General features: G+C 71.2%; 19 protein-coding genes. 10 read left to right on the top strand and 9 right to left on the bottom strand.

Annotation, left to right across the window (positions count from 1 at the left end):
• Positions 1–22 precede the first annotated feature (22 nt).
• Positions 23–967 carry an amino acid ABC transporter permease gene (locus tag KM933_RS01920; RefSeq protein ID WP_221347992.1) on the top strand — a complete coding sequence of 315 codons (945 nt, stop codon included), beginning with the start codon at positions 23–25 and terminating at the stop codon, positions 965–967.
• Positions 964–1755: an amino acid ABC transporter ATP-binding protein gene (locus KM933_RS01915; protein ID WP_308013216.1), complete on the top strand. Its 792-nt coding sequence runs from the start codon at positions 964–966 to the stop codon at positions 1753–1755. Before KM933_RS01920 ends, KM933_RS01915 begins: the two co-directional genes overlap by 4 nt.
• A gap of 180 nt (positions 1756–1935) precedes the next feature.
• On the opposite strand, the gene KM933_RS01910 is transcribed toward KM933_RS01915, so the two are convergent.
• Entirely contained in the window at positions 1936–2694 is a 759-nt protein-coding gene (locus tag KM933_RS01910) for a class I SAM-dependent methyltransferase (protein WP_221347991.1), read from the bottom strand.
• A 111-nt stretch (positions 2695–2805) separates the two neighbouring features.
• Between KM933_RS01910 and KM933_RS01905 the strand changes: the two genes are divergently transcribed.
• Positions 2806–3435, top strand: coding sequence for a CGNR zinc finger domain-containing protein (locus KM933_RS01905; protein WP_221347990.1), 630 nt, complete (start codon positions 2806–2808; stop codon positions 3433–3435).
• On the opposite strand, the gene sodX is transcribed toward KM933_RS01905, so the two are convergent.
• Positions 3339–3773, bottom strand: a complete 435-nt coding sequence (sodX, locus tag KM933_RS01900; protein WP_221347989.1) for a nickel-type superoxide dismutase maturation protease — start codon at positions 3771–3773, stop codon at positions 3339–3341. The two genes, KM933_RS01905 and sodX, sit on opposite strands and share 97 nt — an antisense overlap.
• Before the next feature lie 145 nt (positions 3774–3918).
• Between sodX and sodN the strand changes: the two genes are divergently transcribed.
• Positions 3919–4314, top strand: coding sequence for a superoxide dismutase, Ni (sodN, locus tag KM933_RS01895; protein ID WP_221347988.1), 396 nt, complete (start codon positions 3919–3921; stop codon positions 4312–4314).
• A gap of 491 nt (positions 4315–4805) precedes the next feature.
• On the opposite strand, the gene KM933_RS01890 is transcribed toward sodN, so the two are convergent.
• Positions 4806–5651: a GAF and ANTAR domain-containing protein gene (locus KM933_RS01890; protein ID WP_221347987.1), complete on the bottom strand. Its 846-nt coding sequence runs from the start codon at positions 5649–5651 to the stop codon at positions 4806–4808.
• Positions 5652–6220: 569 nt separating this feature from the next.
• On the opposite strand from KM933_RS01890, the gene KM933_RS01885 reads away from it, so the two are divergent.
• From KM933_RS01885 to KM933_RS01875, 3 genes are all read left to right on the top strand, one after another.
• The gene (locus KM933_RS01885) at positions 6221–6997 is read left to right on the top strand and encodes an ANTAR domain-containing protein (protein ID WP_221347986.1); all 777 of its coding nucleotides are present in this window, start codon (positions 6221–6223) and stop codon (positions 6995–6997) included.
• Positions 6998–7082: 85 nt separating this feature from the next.
• Positions 7083–7496, top strand: coding sequence for a helix-turn-helix transcriptional regulator (locus KM933_RS01880; RefSeq protein WP_221347985.1), 414 nt, complete (start codon positions 7083–7085; stop codon positions 7494–7496).
• 4 nt (positions 7497–7500) lie between these two features.
• Positions 7501–7914 (top strand): VOC family protein, encoded by a 414-nt coding sequence (locus KM933_RS01875; protein WP_221347984.1) that lies wholly within the window; start codon positions 7501–7503, stop codon positions 7912–7914.
• Between the two features lie 27 nt (positions 7915–7941).
• On the opposite strand, the gene KM933_RS01870 is transcribed toward KM933_RS01875, so the two are convergent.
• The 4 genes from KM933_RS01870 to KM933_RS01855 all read right to left on the bottom strand — a co-directional run bounded on the left by KM933_RS01870 (position 7942) and on the right by KM933_RS01855 (position 10774).
• On the bottom strand, positions 7942–9177 hold the full coding sequence (locus tag KM933_RS01870; RefSeq protein ID WP_221347983.1) for an RNA polymerase sigma factor: 1236 nt from the start codon (positions 9175–9177) through the stop codon (positions 7942–7944).
• 29 nt (positions 9178–9206) lie between these two features.
• Positions 9207–9620: a YciI family protein gene (locus KM933_RS01865; protein ID WP_221347982.1), complete on the bottom strand. Its 414-nt coding sequence runs from the start codon at positions 9618–9620 to the stop codon at positions 9207–9209.
• Between the two features lie 247 nt (positions 9621–9867).
• Positions 9868–10134 carry a hypothetical protein gene (locus KM933_RS01860; RefSeq protein WP_221348129.1) on the bottom strand — a complete coding sequence of 89 codons (267 nt, stop codon included), beginning with the start codon at positions 10132–10134 and terminating at the stop codon, positions 9868–9870.
• A gap of 55 nt (positions 10135–10189) precedes the next feature.
• Positions 10190–10774 (bottom strand): dihydrofolate reductase family protein, encoded by a 585-nt coding sequence (locus KM933_RS01855; protein WP_221347981.1) that lies wholly within the window; start codon positions 10772–10774, stop codon positions 10190–10192.
• Positions 10775–10893: 119 nt separating this feature from the next.
• Here KM933_RS01855 and KM933_RS01850 point away from each other — a divergent pair, with 119 nt between their 5' ends.
• A complete protein-coding gene (locus KM933_RS01850; protein ID WP_221347980.1) occupies positions 10894–11490 on the top strand; it encodes a TetR/AcrR family transcriptional regulator in 597 nt (198 codons plus the stop codon).
• 303 nt (positions 11491–11793) lie between these two features.
• Here KM933_RS01850 and KM933_RS01845 read toward each other — a convergent pair whose 3' ends face one another.
• Together KM933_RS01845 and KM933_RS01840 are read right to left on the bottom strand one after the other, a co-directional pair.
• Positions 11794–12900 carry a family 2 encapsulin nanocompartment cargo protein polyprenyl transferase gene (locus KM933_RS01845; protein WP_221347979.1) on the bottom strand — a complete coding sequence of 369 codons (1107 nt, stop codon included), beginning with the start codon at positions 12898–12900 and terminating at the stop codon, positions 11794–11796.
• A 61-nt stretch (positions 12901–12961) separates the two neighbouring features.
• On the bottom strand, positions 12962–14365 hold the full coding sequence (locus tag KM933_RS01840; protein ID WP_221347978.1) for a family 2B encapsulin nanocompartment shell protein: 1404 nt from the start codon (positions 14363–14365) through the stop codon (positions 12962–12964).
• Positions 14366–14631: 266 nt separating this feature from the next.
• Between KM933_RS01840 and KM933_RS01835 the strand changes: the two genes are divergently transcribed.
• Positions 14632–14865, top strand: coding sequence for a hypothetical protein (locus tag KM933_RS01835; RefSeq protein ID WP_221347977.1), 234 nt, complete (start codon positions 14632–14634; stop codon positions 14863–14865).
• Between the two features lie 137 nt (positions 14866–15002).
• Complete coding sequence (locus KM933_RS01830; protein WP_221347976.1) at positions 15003–15593, top strand: N-acetylmuramoyl-L-alanine amidase; 591 nt, start codon at positions 15003–15005, stop codon at positions 15591–15593.
• Positions 15594–15732: the final 139 nt, after the last annotated feature.

Below are 15732 nucleotides of genomic sequence, written 5' to 3'. Positions count from 1 at the left end.
GCGGCACCGAAAGGCAACATCCGTGACTGCTGACATCGACAAGACGGCCGGCCCCGAGCGCGTTCCCCCGGGCGGACCGGAGGCCATCAAGGCCATCCCGGTCCGCCACTACGGGCGGTACGTCTCGGCCGTCGTCGCGATCGCACTCTTCGTGTCGATCATCTACGCGTTCGCCCAGGGCAAGATCAACTGGGGTGCCGTACCGGACTACTTCTTCGACGACCGGATCCTCAAGGGCGTCGGCCAGACGATGCTCCTGACCGTCCTGTCGATGGTGATCGGCATCGTGGGCGGCATCCTCCTCGCGGTGATGCGCCTGTCGAAGAACCCGGTGACCTCGTCGATCGCGTGGTTCTACATCTGGTTCTTCCGCGGCACCCCGGTCCTGGTGCAGCTCGTCGTCTGGTTCAACCTGGGCCTGGTCTTCGAGTACATCAACCTCGGCCCGATCTACAAGGACTACTGGTCGAGCTTCATGACGCCGCTGCTGACGGCGCTCCTCGGGCTCGGCCTGAACGAGGCCGCGTACATGGCGGAGATCTGCCGCGCGGGTCTGCTGTCGGTCGACGAGGGCCAGACCGAGGCCTCGCACGCCCTGGGCATGAGCCACGGCAAGACCCTGCGGCGGATCGTGATCCCGCAGGCGATGCGCGTGATCGTGCCCCCCACGGGCAACGAGGTCATCAACATGCTGAAGACGACCTCGCTGGTGTCGGTGGTCCAGTTCGCCGAACTGTTCCGGTACGCCCAGGACATCGGGCAGTCGTCGGGCGCACCGGTGGAGATGTACTTCCTGGCCGCCGCCTGGTACCTGGTCCTGACCTCCGTGCTCAGCGTCGGGCAGTACTACATCGAGCGGTACTACGCCCGTGGTTCGAGCCGTTCGCTGCCGGACACCCCGTTCCAGAGGATCAGGGCGAACATGCTGTCACTGTCCAACCGCTCGGGCACAGGAGCAAACGCATGACCGCCAACGTGACCAGGGTGGACTCCGGTGCGCCGATGGTGAAGGCCGAGGGCGTCCACAAGTCCTTCGGCCCGGTCGAGGTCCTCAAGGGCATCGACCTGGAAGTGAGGCCCAGCGAGGTCTTCTGCCTGATCGGCCCGTCCGGTTCCGGCAAGTCGACGTTCCTTCGGTGCATCAACCACCTGGAGAAGGTCAGCGCCGGGCGGCTGTACGTGGACGGGGAGCTGGTCGGCTACCGCCAGAAGGGCGACAAGCTGTACGAGCTCAAGGACAGCGAGGTCGCGCTGAAGCGGCGGGACATCGGCATGGTGTTCCAGCGCTTCAACCTGTTCCCGCACATGACGGCGCTCGAGAACGTCATGGAGGCGCCGGTCCAGGTCAAGGGCATCGGCAGGACCCAGGCGCGGGAGCGGGCGGCGCAGCTCCTGGAGCGGGTCGGCCTCGCCGACAAGGCGGGCAACTACCCGTCGCAGCTCTCCGGCGGACAGCAGCAGCGGGTCGCCATCGCACGGGCGCTGGCGATGGAACCGAAGCTGATGCTGTTCGACGAGCCGACCTCCGCGCTCGACCCGGAGCTGGTCGGTGACGTCCTGGACGTCATGCGCGACCTCGCCGAGTCGGGCATGACGATGGTCGTCGTCACGCACGAGATGGGCTTCGCCCGGGAGGTCGGCGATTCGCTGGTCTTCATGGACGAGGGTGTGGTGGTCGAGTCCGGTCACCCGCGGGACGTGCTGACGAATCCGCAGCACGAGCGGACGCAGTCGTTCCTGTCGAAGGTGCTCTAGCTTCCGGAGCCTCCGACCGGCACCGGGTCGTCGCTCGCCCGCGGGCCCGGTGGGGGCTGATCGCGCGGTTCCCCGCGCCCCTGGGTAGCCAGGGGCGCGGGGAACCGCGCAACGGGGGTCCGGGGGCGCAGCCCCTGGGGTCGGGACGGGAAGGGGCGGCGGGGGGCGAGCAACAGGCCGTTATCTCAGGGCCAGGACCAGGGCGTCCGACGGGGAGCGCCAGACCTCGCGGGCCTCGGCGAAGCCGGCCGCGCGCAGGGTACGGGCGTGCCACTCGGCGGACGGGGTGTCCCCCTCCGCGTGCTCCCCGTAGATCTCGAAGCGCCGGGCCGTCGGTCCGGCGAGCACCGGATCCGCCGCGGCGAGCCGCCACCACTCGGCCCAGTCCAGCGCACCCGCGCTCTTCGCCCCGTCCATGCGCGCGTGCCGCTGGACCCGGTCGGCCGCGTTGATCCGGGGAGTCGTCTCGTCGACCATGTGGTCCGCGTTCAGGAACACCCCGCCGTCGCGGACGAGTCCGGCGACCTGGCCGTAGAGGACCTCGAGGGGTTCGCGGTGCAGCCAGTGGAGGGCGGTCGCCGTGAGGACGGCGTCGTAGGAGCCGTACGGCAGCAGGGCGGGCCAGCCGGGATCCGTGAGGTCCGCCGTGACGAACGCGACCCGGTCGTCGCCCGCGAAAGTGCCCTCCGCGATGGTCAGGAGCGCCGGGTCGAGGTCGACACCGGTACTGACCGCCTTCGGGAACCTTTCGAGGAGCCTGGCCGTGATACTTCCCGTACCGCACGCGAGGTCCAGGACGCGGGGTTCGGGGCCCACCAGGGCCTCGACCATGTCGAGCATGATCCGGAAGCGCTCCTCGCGGTCCGGCATGTACCACTCCTGCTGCCGGTCCCAGCTCTCCTGCCACGCGTGCCAGTCGGACCCGAGAGCGGTCGTCATGAGAACTCCTCTTCCTCCACCGTGCACCAGCCAGCATGTAATACCCTGGAGGCACCATTAGCCATTACGTGTCCGCACCAAGACCATAGAGCGCCCTCGTAAGGACTACAAGTGGAACTGGCCTATTACTCGGATTATGCCGTCCGTCTCGTCAACAGCGAGGAACCGGCCCGGGGCAAGGACGCGCTCACCTCGGTCGAGGCCATCCGTGACCTCTTCGGGGGCAACTCGTCGGCGGCCCGCCGCGCCACGGACTCGGACGTGACCCGCTTCCGCGGGGTGCGGGCCCGGCTGCGCGCGGTCTTCGACGCGGCGGACGGCGGCGACGAGACGCTCGCCGTGGACCTGCTGAACTCCCTGCTGCTGGAGTTCCCGGTCAGCCCGCAGATCTCGGGCCACGACTTCCGGGACGACGACGGCCGCCCGCTGTGGCACATGCACCTGGCGGACCACCCGTCGAACGCGACCGCGGGGTACGCGGCGATCGCCGCGATGGGCCTCGCCTTCCACCTCACCGAGTACGGGGTGGACCGCCTCGGCCTGTGCGAGGCCGCGCCGTGCCGCAACGCCTATCTCGACACCTCGACGAACCGCTCCCGGCGCTACTGCTCGGACCGCTGCGCGACCCGGGCGAACGTCGCCGCCTACCGTGCCCGCAAGCGCCTGGAGGCGGACCGGTCGCGGAGCACCGGCCGGGCGGCCGACAGCGCCCAGCGCGCGAGCGCGAACGGCGAGCGCTGACCCTTCGCCGGAGGCCGGTAGCGGAACCGCACCTTCCCGAGGACGAGTTCCTCGGGAACGGTTCCGTAGTCGGTGCTGTCCCCGCCGGCGTACGCGTTGTCGCCGAGCACCCACCAGCCGCCCTCGCGCCGCTCGGCCGCGCGCTTGACGACCAGCAGGTCCTGCTGGAACGGATGGCGCAGGACGACGACGTCACCGGGCCCGACCCTGGCCCCGTACTGCACGAGGAGCAGATCCCCGTGCCGCAGTGTGGGCACCATGGACGGTCCCGTCACCTCGGCGGTCCCGAAGGGCAGGACGCCCCTCTCGCGCTCGGTCCCCTGCGACAGCTCCGGCATCACCGGCACCTCCCCGGTCCTATCCTCCACGAGTCCCGGTCCCACCCCGGACTTTTGTCCTAAGCCCATGGGGGCACTCGCGAAAACCCGTCCCTCACGGAGTAATGTCCCACCTGAGAAGACGATCACGAGGAAGGACAGCTCCATGCTTTCCCGCCTGTTTGCCCCCAAGGTCAAGGTCAGCGCCCACTGCGACCTGCCCTGCGGTGTGTACGACCCTGCCCAGGCCCGCATCGAGGCGGAGTCGGTGAAGGCCGTCCAGGAGAAGATGGCCGCCAACGACGACGCGCACTTCCAGACCCGCGCCACCATCATCAAGGAGCAGCGCGCCGAACTCGCCAAGCACCACGTCTCGGTGCTGTGGAGCGACTACTTCAAGCCGCCGCACTTCGAGAAGTACCCGGAACTGCACCAGCTGGTCAACGACACCCTCAAGGCCCTCTCGGCCGCGAAGGCCTCGTCCGACCCGGCCACGGGTCAGAAGGCCCTGGACTACATCGCCCAGATCGACAAGATCTTCTGGGAGACGAAGAAGGCCTGATCCCGCGTCGCCTGCGTTCACCGGTACCCGTACCGGTCGCAGCGTCACCCCGGCCGCATCCGGCCCGCAGGCCGCCGAACACGGCGTCCCGAGCGGTCCGGGTGCGGCCGTTCCGCTGCGCGGCTCCGGGGAGGACGGAACGGTTCGGACGGGTCGCGCCCGCGACAGCGCGGCGAGCAGGACCGCGAGCGGCGGGGCCGGCGCGGTGGACCGGCGCCCGACCGGTCGTGGTGAGCCGGTCGCCGTCGCGACGGCCGTGGGCGGGCAGGGTCTCCGCGGCACGTACGGGGTCGGGTCGGCCGTACGGCCCGTGCGCCGTCGCCGTGTACCGGCGTACGGCCCGTGTGCCGCGTACGGCCCGTGTGCCGCCGCCGTGCGGCCCGTGACGCCGCGCTCGGCGGGCGTGCCTCTCGTCGTCCCGACGGCGGCCGCCGGGGACGGTGGCCGCCGTGACGGCGGTGTCGCCGGTTCCGGCGTGCCGCTCGTCCCGGTCATGACCGGTCGCCGCCGCCCTCGTCCCCGGGCCTGCTCCGGTCCCTCGCCTGGTCGTCGTCCGTCTGCCGGAAGCACAGCGTCCGGGCCAGGACCTCCCGCGCCACCTCGGTGACCGTGCGCCCCTGCGTGAAGGCGCGCGCCCGCAGCCGGTCCAGCGCGTGTTCCGGATGGACGCCGAGTTGGACCATGACCATGCCGATGGCCTGATGGACCTCGACGCGGTCGGCCTGGGCCGCGTCGACCCACGACTCCACCTCCGCCCTGCCCGTCGGATCGGCCCTGTCGAACGCCGCTTCGATGCTCAGTACGGCGAAGGTGACCGCGTCCCGTGCCGACAGCGCGATCCGCAGCTCCCCCGCGGACAGCGGCCCGGGACTGTCGCGGTAGAGGTCGAGGGTGCCGAGTGTCGAGGCTCCGGTGCCGAGCGGCAGCGCGAAGACCGCCCGGGCCCCCAGGTCCACGGCCTGGAGGGCGAAGACGGGCCAGCGGCGGGCGTCCGGCCCGCCGGTGAGGTCCGGGGCGAGCGCCGGGACGGCCAGGTCGAGGGCGCTCTGGCAAGGGCCGTGGCCCAGCGTGTACTGGGCTTCGGCGAGGCGTGCCGCCGTGTCGTCGCTGGCGCACCACAGCGCCCGGGCCGTTCTGCTCCCGCTGATCGAGACCGAGGCGCCGCTGATCGGGAGCAGGTCCACGCAGGCCCGGCAGAGCAGTTCGGGTGCCCGCTGCACCTGGACGGACGCGATCAGGGACGAGAATGCCTCGGCGGCCCGGCGGTGGTCCTCCTCGGCGGGCGGTTGCGGGCGGCCGGGCAGTTCGTTCTCGCCGTCGTGGTCATCGGGCCACATCGGCTCCACCTCCGCCCGCCGCTGAGCCAGCGGCCTGATCCCGCCAGTATCGCCCACCGCGCGCCCCCGGGGAGTGCCGTCACCCGCCCACACGCGCGTGCCGGAGCCGGCGCGTGCTGAGTCCGGCGTGTGTTCGATACCGACCGTACGGTTACGGCCGTACTGGTTTCGGCCGTGCTGACTCTTCCGGCCACCGGCCGCATTCGGTTGCACCTCGTGCCGGGTGTCCGCTCGTCCGCCGCGGTCACCACGGCTGTCACAGTCGCCACGGCTGCCCCAACTGCCGCGGCCGACGCGGCATCCGTCCGTGCCGGCCCGCTGCGGAGCGCCCGGCGGCGACCGGTGCGCGACCCGCGTGAGCGACGGACGCGTACACGGGGTGCACGAGGGACTCGGCCGGAAGACATCACCGGTATCGACTCACGGTAGTCGCGTCATGGCGCCTTGTGCTTGGCTGGGGCGGAACGGACAACGGACAGCGACGGCCCTTCCACCCGGGAGCGACACCCGGGCGTCCGGGGCCGTTCGTTCCGTCCCGGCCTCTCCACCCAGCCGTCAGGACACACGTGATGAACACCGAACCGCTTGATTCCGCCTGGGCGCAAGAAGTGGCCGCGAACCTGCTCGTCCTCGTCGCCGCACCGGCCCGGGGTGAGGACGAGGAGCGTCTGCTGCGACGACTCGCACACGTCACCGCCCTCGTGCCCGGTGTGGCGGCGGCCTCCTGCAATCTCCTCGGTCCGTCGGGACTGCCCGGGCACTCGGCCGGTTCCGACGACCGGGCCCGTCGGCTGGGGCGTCTGCAGGCCGAGTTACGGGAGGGACCCTCCCTGGACGTCTCGCGCGACATGCGGCTCCTGGCGGACGTTCCGCTGGGCGACCCGCGCGGCCGGACCCGCTGGCCCCGCTTCACGGGGCGCGCCGTGAGCGAGGGGTTCACCGCCGTCACGGCTCTGCCCCTGGCCGGCCAGGACCGCACCCTGGGCGCGCTCGCGCTGTACCACCGGCACGGGCAGCTGGAACTGTCGGGCATCCGCTGGGCCCAGCTCCTGGCCGACGCCACGGCCGTCGGCCTGTCCCATCGCGACGTGCTGCGCGACGCGCTGGTCCGGGCCGATCAACTGCAGAACGCCCTGAACACCCGGATCGTCATCGAGCAGGCCAAGGGCATCCTGGCCGAACGTTTCGACTGCGAGCTCCAGGAGGCGTTCGACCGGCTGCGCGGCCACGCCCGCTCGCACCGCATGAAACTGGCCGACCTGGCCGCCCTGATCGTCGAGAACCCGTCCGGCTGTCCGCCTTTCCCGCGTCAGCGCCCGATCGCCGACGCCAACGACGACGCCTGACGCCGGCGGATGACGGCTGAACGACCGCCGGCGTCCCCTTGCCGTGGCCCAGGGCTCTGTCGGTGGGCCGTGGGATGCTGACGGCATGACCACGGAGGACCTGGTCCGGCTGCGCAAGGCCCGCGACCGCATGGACCGCGAGTACGCCGAGCCGCTGGACGTGCCCATGCTCGCGCGCACGGCGCTGATGTCGCCGGGTCACTTCCAGCGCAGCTTCCGGGCCGCCTTCGGCGAGACACCGTACGGGTATCTCATGACACGCCGCATCGAGCGCGCGAAGGCGCTGCTGAGACGCGGCGACCTGAGCGTCACGGAGGTCTGCTTCGCGGTGGGTTGCGCATCGCTCGGTTCGTTCAGTTCGCGCTTCACGGAGCTGGTCGGGGAGACGCCGAGCGCGTACCGGGCCCGGTCGCACGAGCCGGGTGCGGCGATCCCGGCGTGCGTGGCGAGGATGTACACGCGACCGGTGCGCCGCCCCGCGGCGAAGCCTCTAGCGTGAGGTCATGGACCTCAAAATCTCGCAGTGCTTCATCTCGGTCGACGACCACGACCGGGCACTCGCCTTCTACCGCGACGTGCTGGGCCTGGAGGTCCGCAACGACGTCGGTTTCGAGGGCATGCGCTGGGTCAGCGTCGGTCCTCCGCTGCAACCGGACGTGGAGATCGTCCTGGAGCCGCCGCTGGCCGATCCGAACGCCGCGGAGACGGACCGGCAGGCCGTGGCCGAACTGCTGGCCAAAGGGCTGCTCCGCGGTGTCATCTTCACCACGGAGGACTGCGACGCGACGTACGAGCGACTGCTCGCCGCGGACGCCGACATCCTCCAGGAACCGATGGACCAGCCGTACGGAGTCCGCGACTGCGCGGTCCGCGACCCCGCGGGCAACCTGCTGCGCTTCACCCAGCGCAAGGCATAGGGGCAGAGCTTCCGGGGTGGCCCCCCTCTAGGACCTCAGTCGGGCGGCACGGGTCCGTAGGTAGTGCTGTTCCGGGAGGCTGAGGGTCTTGCCGGCCGCCGACTCGTAGGCGGCGCGGGCCCCTCCGGTGTCACCGGCGCGTTCCAGGAGGTGGCCGCGGACCGCGTCGAGACGGTGGCCCGTCGCCAACTCGTCTTCCAGGGGGACGAGTTCGTCGAGGCCCGCTTTCGGCCCGTGGACCATCGCGACGGCCACCGCGCGGTTGAGACGTTCCACGGGGCCGGGCACGAGCCGCACCAGGAGGTCGTAGAGGCCGAGGATCTGCGGCCAGTCGGTGTCGGCGGACGAGGCGGCCTCGTCGTGGACGGCGGCGATCGCGGCTCTCAGCTGGTACGGGCCCGGCCCCTGGTGAGGGCCCGGCCGCCGTCGGGTCAGGGCGTACGTCACCAGCGCCACACCCTCCTCGATCGCCGCCTTGTCCCACAGCGTCCGGTCCTGCTCGTCCAGCGGTACCAGCTCGCCGTGCGGCCCGGTCCGCGCGGCCCGCCGGGCGTCGGTGAGCAGCATCAGCGCCAGCAGACCGGTCACCTCGTGCGTGCCGGGCAGCAGCCGATGTGCCCTGCGGGTCAGCCGGATGGCCTCACCCGCCAGTTCGGCCCGCTGGAGCGCCGTCCCGGACGTGGCCGTGTACCCCTCGTTGAAGATCAGGTACAGGACGTGCAGGACCGCGGGCAGCCGTGCCTCCCAGTTCTCGGGACGCCCGAAGCGCACGCCCGTGACCTTCTGCTTGGCCCGGCTGATCCGCTGGGCCATCGTCGCCTCGGGCACGAGGTGCGCGCGGGCGATCTCGGCGGTCGTCAGACCGCCCACCGCGCGGAGCGTGAGTGCGATCCGCGCGGGCGGGGTGAGGTCGGGGTGGCAGCAGAGGAAGAGCAGGGTGAGCGTGTCGTCCTCGGACGGGGCCCGGTCGAGTCCCGGTGGCGGCGCCGTGAACGCGTCACGCGGGGTGAGCGCCATCACCCGCTCCTCCCTCGTCCGCCGGGCCTCCTCACTGCGCAGCACGTCCGTGAGCCGCCGCGAGGCGACCTTGATCAACCAGCCGCGCGGGTTGTCCGGCACCCCGCTCGCGGGCCACTGTCCGGCCGCCGCGAGCAGCGCCTCCTGTACGGCGTCCTCGGCGGAGTCGAAGTGCCCGTACCGCCGCACGAGCGCGCCGAGGACCTGCGGCGCGTGCCGGCGCAGCAGGCCCTCGATCTCGTTCACGCGGTCCGAAGAGCGTCCCGGAGGACGGCTCACACCTCGCCGCTGCGGTCGAGGATCGGCCGGATGATCACCGGATACTGCTTCGTGCCCTCGGGGGCGGGGCACTGCAGGACCCGCGCGGCGATCTCCGTGACCCGCTCCAGGCTGTCGCAGTCCAGCACCCAGTAACCGGCGAGCACCTCCTTGGTCTCGCCGTACGGCCCGTCGGTGATCACGGGCTTCCCGTCCGGGCCCAGCTCCACGTGTCGCGACCGGGCCGGGTCGGTCAGACCGTTGCCCTCGACCATCTCGCCGGTCTCGGCGAGGTCGTCGTTGATCGCGCTCATGTGCGCGTACATGGCCTGGATGTCCTGCTCGGTCCAGGCGGGCGCGCCGGCGGAGCCCTTGCCTGCCTGCGCCTCGTAGTCCGCCTGGCTGCCCTGGATCATCACGAGGTACTTCACGGGACCGCTCCTTCGGTTCGGGCCGCCCGTGGTGGGCGGCTTTCACAGGGGACGTCGGAACAGGTCCGCGGTTCTCTACACACAGGCGAAAAGTTTTTTCCGCACGAACCCCGGCGACTCCCCGGCGCGCTCGACGGAGCCCTGTACGGGCACGCTGTCACGGGCACACCGACGGGGCTTCCGCCAGCTCCCCCTCAGGCGGAAGCAGCATAACGGTGTCTCTTCGAAGGAGCCGGGCGGGTCGTGCTCAGAGACCCCGCTCCGTGTTCGCCCGCGGTTCCTCGGGCGGCCGGGGCTCGGCCAACAGCACGGGCTCCGCCTCGGAGGCCGTGAGCACGGGCTCGGCCTCGTCGGGCCTCCCGGTCTCCGCCCCCGCCTCGTAACTCGCGCACCGGGGGTTGCGGCAGGGGCCGGGGCCCCACACGGGCACGAAGACACCGAAGGTCTTGTGCCGACGGACGACCGTGTCCACGGACTGCTCGCAGACCGGACAGAGGGACTCATCACTGGCCATGACTCCACGATATTGCGGGACGGGCCGGGCCGACAGGCGAGCGGCGGCGCCGCGCTCAGCGCTTTCTGCCGTACGTGCGCACGACCACCCCGTTCCCGAACGTACGCACCTCACCGAGGGAGAACTCGGTGACCGCGAATCCGGAGCCGAACATCGGCATACCGCTGCCCAGCACGATGGGATACGTCTTGATGACGAGTTCGTCGATCTCGTCGATCAGCTCGCCCGCGATCTGCGAGCCGCCGCACAGGTAGATGCCGAAGTCGCCGTCCTCCGCCTTGAGCTCGCGGACCCTGCCCACCAGGTCGTCGGCGACGATCTCGACGTTCGGGTCCGGCGACTCCTCGAGCGTGCGCGAGGCGACGTACTCCCGCAGGTGCGCGTAGGGGCTGGTGACGCCCGCCTCCAGCGCCAGGTCGTAGCTGGCACGGCCCTGGACGATCGTGTCGTACTTCTGGTTCTCCAGGTCGTCGAAACCCATCGCGCTGCGGCCATGGGTCGGCATCGTCTCCGGGTACTCGGTCTTGAGGAATTCGAGGAACTCCTCGTCCATGAACCGGACCATCGATGCCGCGTCGCCGTCCGGCCCCCCGATGAAGCCGTCGATCGAGCAGGCGATGAAATACGTGAGCTTTCGCAAGCCGGACTCTTTCCGTAGGCTGGACCAACCACTCCATTCATAGTGCTTCAGTTGTAGTGGTCGCAAGGCGATTCCTGGAGATCTCCGGTACGGGCTCCATGGGGGAGAGAGGTTTCCGGATGGCGAGCAATCCGCAGCGCCGGGCCGCCCTGGTCGACGCCGGAGTGGAGGTGCTGGCCCGCGAAGGGGCCCGCGGGCTGACCTTCCGTGCGGTGGACGGTGCGGCCGGGGTACCGGTGGGCACCGCCTCGAACTACTTCACCGGTCGTGACGACCTGCTCCGGCAGATCGACGCCCGTCTGCACGAGCGGCTCGCCCCGGACCCGGAGGTCACGGCCGGGCTCCTGGAGACGCCGAGGGACCGCCGTCTGATCACGGCTTTCATGCACGACCTCATGGCCCGCGCCCAGCGGGACCGTACGGGCTACCTCGCCCTTCTCGAAATGCGCCTGGAGGCCACCCGCCGCCCCGAACTGCGGGCCTCGTACACCAAGACCGTCCGCGCCGACCTGGAACAGGGCATGGAGTTCCACCGCGGCGCGGGCCTGCCCGGCGGCGACGAGACGGTGACGGTCCTCTACGTCGCCATGCTGGGCCTGATCCTCGAACACCTGACCCTGCCGGACGTACTGGACGGCGTGCTGCCGGGCGTGAGCGTGCCGCACGGTCTGATCGAACGAATCGTCGCCACGATCGTCCCGCCCGAGGACACCTGACCGGCACCGGGCCCGATCGGGCCCCGCACACCGTGGGGGTGTGCGGGGCCCTCCGTGACCGGAACCCTCCGCCTCGCCGCGTCGTCAGGTGCCGCGCGAACCGGAGACCTCCGGCGTCTCGATCACAGCGGGACCGCACGGCCCGGCCGCTCCGAACAGCTTGTCGAAAGCCCTCCCCGGGCGCAGGACCGCGCGACCGGTCCCCTCCGTCCGCGCCCGCACTCCGCCACCGTGTCGCTCCGCCCGCCCGCCCCACCCCGCCCGCTCCCGTACCGCGGCCTCCTCCCCCACACGTTCCGGCTCTCACATGTTCCGGCGCGTCACGAACTCCGCCAGCGACAGCAGCCCCTCCGCCGCCTCCGGGTCCGGGACCGCGCGGAACAGATGGCTCAGAGCCTGTGCCATCCGGTCGGCAGCCTGCTGCTGGGCCCAGTCCCGTCCGCCCGCCCGCTCGACGGCGAGGACCGTGCGTTCCAGATCGCCGTCCTGGTAGGGGCCCCGGTACAGCTCGGCGAGTTCGGCCGCGGCCGGCGTACCGGAGGTGAGCGCGGCGACCACCGGCAGGGACTTCTTGCGGGTGATCAGATCCGCCCCGGCCGGCTTGCCGGTGCGCCTCGGGTCCCCCCAGATACCGATCACGTCGTCGATGAACTGGAACGCCAGCCCGGCCTCCCGCCCGAACGCGTCGAGCGCCTCCACGTCCGTGTCGTCCGCACCCGCGTACAGCGCCCCCAGCGCGCACGCGCACCCCAGCAGTGCGCCCGTCTTGGCCTCGGCCGTGGCGAGCACCTCGTCGAGCGTGATGTCGTCGGGACTCCGGTGCTCCATCGCGGTGTCCGCCTGCTGTCCCGCGCAGAGTTCGACGACGCAGTCCGCCAGCCTCACCGCCGCCGCCGACGACGCCGGATGCGGATCGCCGGCGAGCAGCCGGTGGGCCAGTGCCTGCAGGGAGTCCCCCGCAAGAATCGCGTCGGCGTCCCCGAACACCGCCCACGCGGTGGGCCGGTGTCTTCGCGTGGTGTCCCGGTCCATCACGTCGTCGTGCAGCAGCGTGAAGTTGTGCACCAGCTCCACGGCGGCGGCGGCCCGCACGGCCGACGTCCGGGGCCCGCCGAGCGCCGCGGCCGCGGCGAGCACGAGCGCGGGCCGGATGGCCTTGCCGGCGTTCCCCACCGCCGGGGTGCCGTCCGCGTGCTCCCATCCGAAGTGGTAGCGCGCGACCCGGCGTATCGAAGCGGGCAGCGATGCGACGGCCCGGCGCAGTCCGGGATCGACCGAGGTCCGGGCCCGCTCCAGGATCACGGCCGCCTCCGGCGCGTCGGGCGGATCGTCCCTTTCGGCGGGGGCCGGTCCCGGCTCCGGTCCGGGCCCTTCGACCGCCGGGAGCGGGCTCTGCCGCGTCTCCGTCATGAGCCCACCCGGAGGTCCGTCCCGCCCGGTGGGAACACGGCGCGCCCCGTACCGGGCGTCATCACCAGCGACCGATCTCGACGTTCTCCAGGACACCGAGTGCGTCCGGCACCAGGACCGCGGCCGAGTAGTACGTCGTCACCAGGTACGACATGATCGCCTGCTCGCTGATGCCCATGAACCGCACGGACAGGCTCGGCTCGATCTCGTCCGGGATGCCTGTCTGGTGCAGCCCGACGACCCCCTGCTCGGCCTCGCCCGTGCGCATGGCGATGATCGAGGTGGTCCTGGCCTCCGTGACCGGGATCTTGTTGCACGGGAAGAGGGGCACGCCGCGCCAGGTGGGAATGCGGTTGCCGGCCACGTCGAGGGTCTCCGGAACGAGCCCCCGCCTGTTGAGCTCACGGCCGAACGCGGAGATCGCCCGGGGGTGGGCCAGCAGCAGTTTGGTGCCGCGCCGCCTGGCGAGCAGTTCGTCCAGGTCGTCCGGGCCGGGTACGCCGTCGTGCGGCTGGATCCGCTGGTCGTACTCGCAGTTGCTGAGCAGTCCGAACTCGGGGTTGTTGACGAGCTCGTGCTCCTGGCGCTCCTTCAGCGCCTCCACCGTGAGCCGCAACTGCTGCTCGGTCTGGTTCATCGGCTGGTTGTAGAGGTCGGCCACGCGCGTGTGGATACGCAGCACGGTCTGGGCGACGCTGAGTTCGTACTCCCGTGGCGCGGCCTCGTAGTCGACGTACGTCCCCGGGATGGCCGGCTCTCCGGTGTGACCGGCCGACAGGTCGATCGCCTTCTCGCCGTACTTGTTGGTGCGCTGCTTGGGAATGCTGCGCAACTGCGTCAGGTGCTCGCGCAGGGAGGTCGAGCGCTCCCCGATCTGGTCGAAGTCCGCGCGGGGCAGTGCGAGCACCGTGCACGCGGTCGCCGCGCGGGCCGTGTACTCCCAGATGGCGTCCGGATCGGTGATCGCCTGGTCGCCGAAGTAGGCGCCGTCGGCGAGGACTCCGAGGACCGCGTCGTCCCCGTACGGTCCGGTGCCGACCTTCTCGACCCTGCCGTGCGCGAGCAGGAGCACCTCGTCGATCGGGCTGCCGAAGGAGGCGAGCACGTCGCCCGGCTCGAACTCGCGCTGCTCGCAGCGCTGGGCCAGTTCGCCCAGCACGTCCTGGTCCGCGTAGGTGCGCAGGGCCGGCAGCTCGCCGAGCTCCGCCGGGATGACCTGGACGCGGTCGCCGGTCTTCACGAATGTGACGCGGCCGTCCCCCACGGAGTAGCTGAGCCTGCGGTTCACGCGGTACGTGCCGCCCTGCACGTTCACCCACGGAAGCATGCGCAGCAGCCACCGGGAGCTGATCTCCTGCATCTGCGGCGCGGACTTGGTGGTGGTGGCCAGGTTCCGCGCCGCGGAGGTGCCCAGACTCTTCTGCGGCTGGTCCTGGTCCGCGCGGATCTCTTCGCCTACCGACATGAAAATGTCCTCCCCATCGTCCGTCGAGCTGCGGGGACAACACTTCCATCACCGAGCGTACCCGTGCCATTACACGAAAGAGGGGGAATGGATCTTCGGTAAACGGGCACCGTGCGGGCCCGCGTGCGGAACCGGCCGATCCGGGTACGGCGAGTACCACGGGTACGGCAGGCACCGCGGGGTCAAGGACCCTCCTTCCTCCCGGGAACTCCAAGATCGGGCCGCCCGTTCAACCGGCAACACGGACGACTACGGAGGAGACGGTCATGGCGGGTTTTCTGGACCGCGCGAAAGAGCAGGCGCAGCGCGGCCTCACCCAGGGCAAGCAGAAGATCGACGAGGTGCAGGCACAGCGGGCCGGCGGTGATCTGCTGAAGAACCTCGGCGCGGCCTACCTCGCGGAGCGGCGCGGCAGCGGCTCCCCGCAGGCCACCCAGCAGGCCCTCCAGGCCGTGGAGACCCACATCGCGACGCACGGGGACGGCTTCCTGCGCGCCTGAGGCGATGCGCCCGTGCCACCGGCCGGGCCGGCTCGCCCGCCGCGCGAAGAAGTGGTCCGTTCAAGCGAGTTGCGGGTACAAACAGCGGTACGAGGCGGCCACGGCGGGTGGCCGCCGCGCCCTGTGAGGAGGCGGCCATGGCCCCACCCATGTCCGCGAGCAGTTTTCTGAGCCGGCTGAAGGCGGAGGGCGTCACCGTCGTCGAGGTCGGCGACTGGGAGCAGCACAACCGCAACCACAAGGGCCCCTGGGGCCCGGTCCACGGCGTGATGATCCACCACACGGTGACGTCGGGCAGCGCGCGGACGGTCGAGATATGCCGTGACGGGTACAGCGGGTTGCCGGGCCCGTTGTGTCATGGAGTCATCACCAAGGACGGCCGCGTCCACCTCGTCGGCTACGGCCGCTCCAACCACGCGGGCCTCGGCGACGACGAGGTCCTGCGCGCGGTCATCGCGGAGAAGGCACTGCCGTCGGACAACGAGGCGAACACCGACGGCAACCGCCACTTCTACGGCTTCGAGTGCGAGAACCTCGGCGACGGCGAGGACCCCTGGCCCGAGGCCCAGCTGGACGCCGTCGAGCGGGCCGCGGCGGCGGTCTGCCGCCACCACGGCTGGACGGAGCGCTCGGTGATCGGCCATCTCGAATGGCAGCCGGGCAAGATCGATCCGCGGGGCTTCACCATGGCCTCGATGCGGGCCCGCATCGCCGAGCGCCTGAAGTAGCGGACGGCCTCCCGGAAGCAGCGGGCGGGCCTTCCGGACCGTCGGCCGCGGGTACCGCGGCCGTCTCCGGGCCTGCCCGGCTCCTGCCTGCCCGCCTTCGGCGGAAGTCCGTCTTCGGCGGAACTGCGTCTTCGGCGGA

The organism is Streptomyces beigongshangae (genome assembly GCF_019710745.1).
GTDB lineage: Bacteria > Actinomycetota > Actinomycetes > Streptomycetales > Streptomycetaceae > Streptomyces > Streptomyces beigongshangae.
Note: the sequence above shows the minus strand (reverse complement) of the source record. Positions and strands in the feature narration are given on the sequence as shown.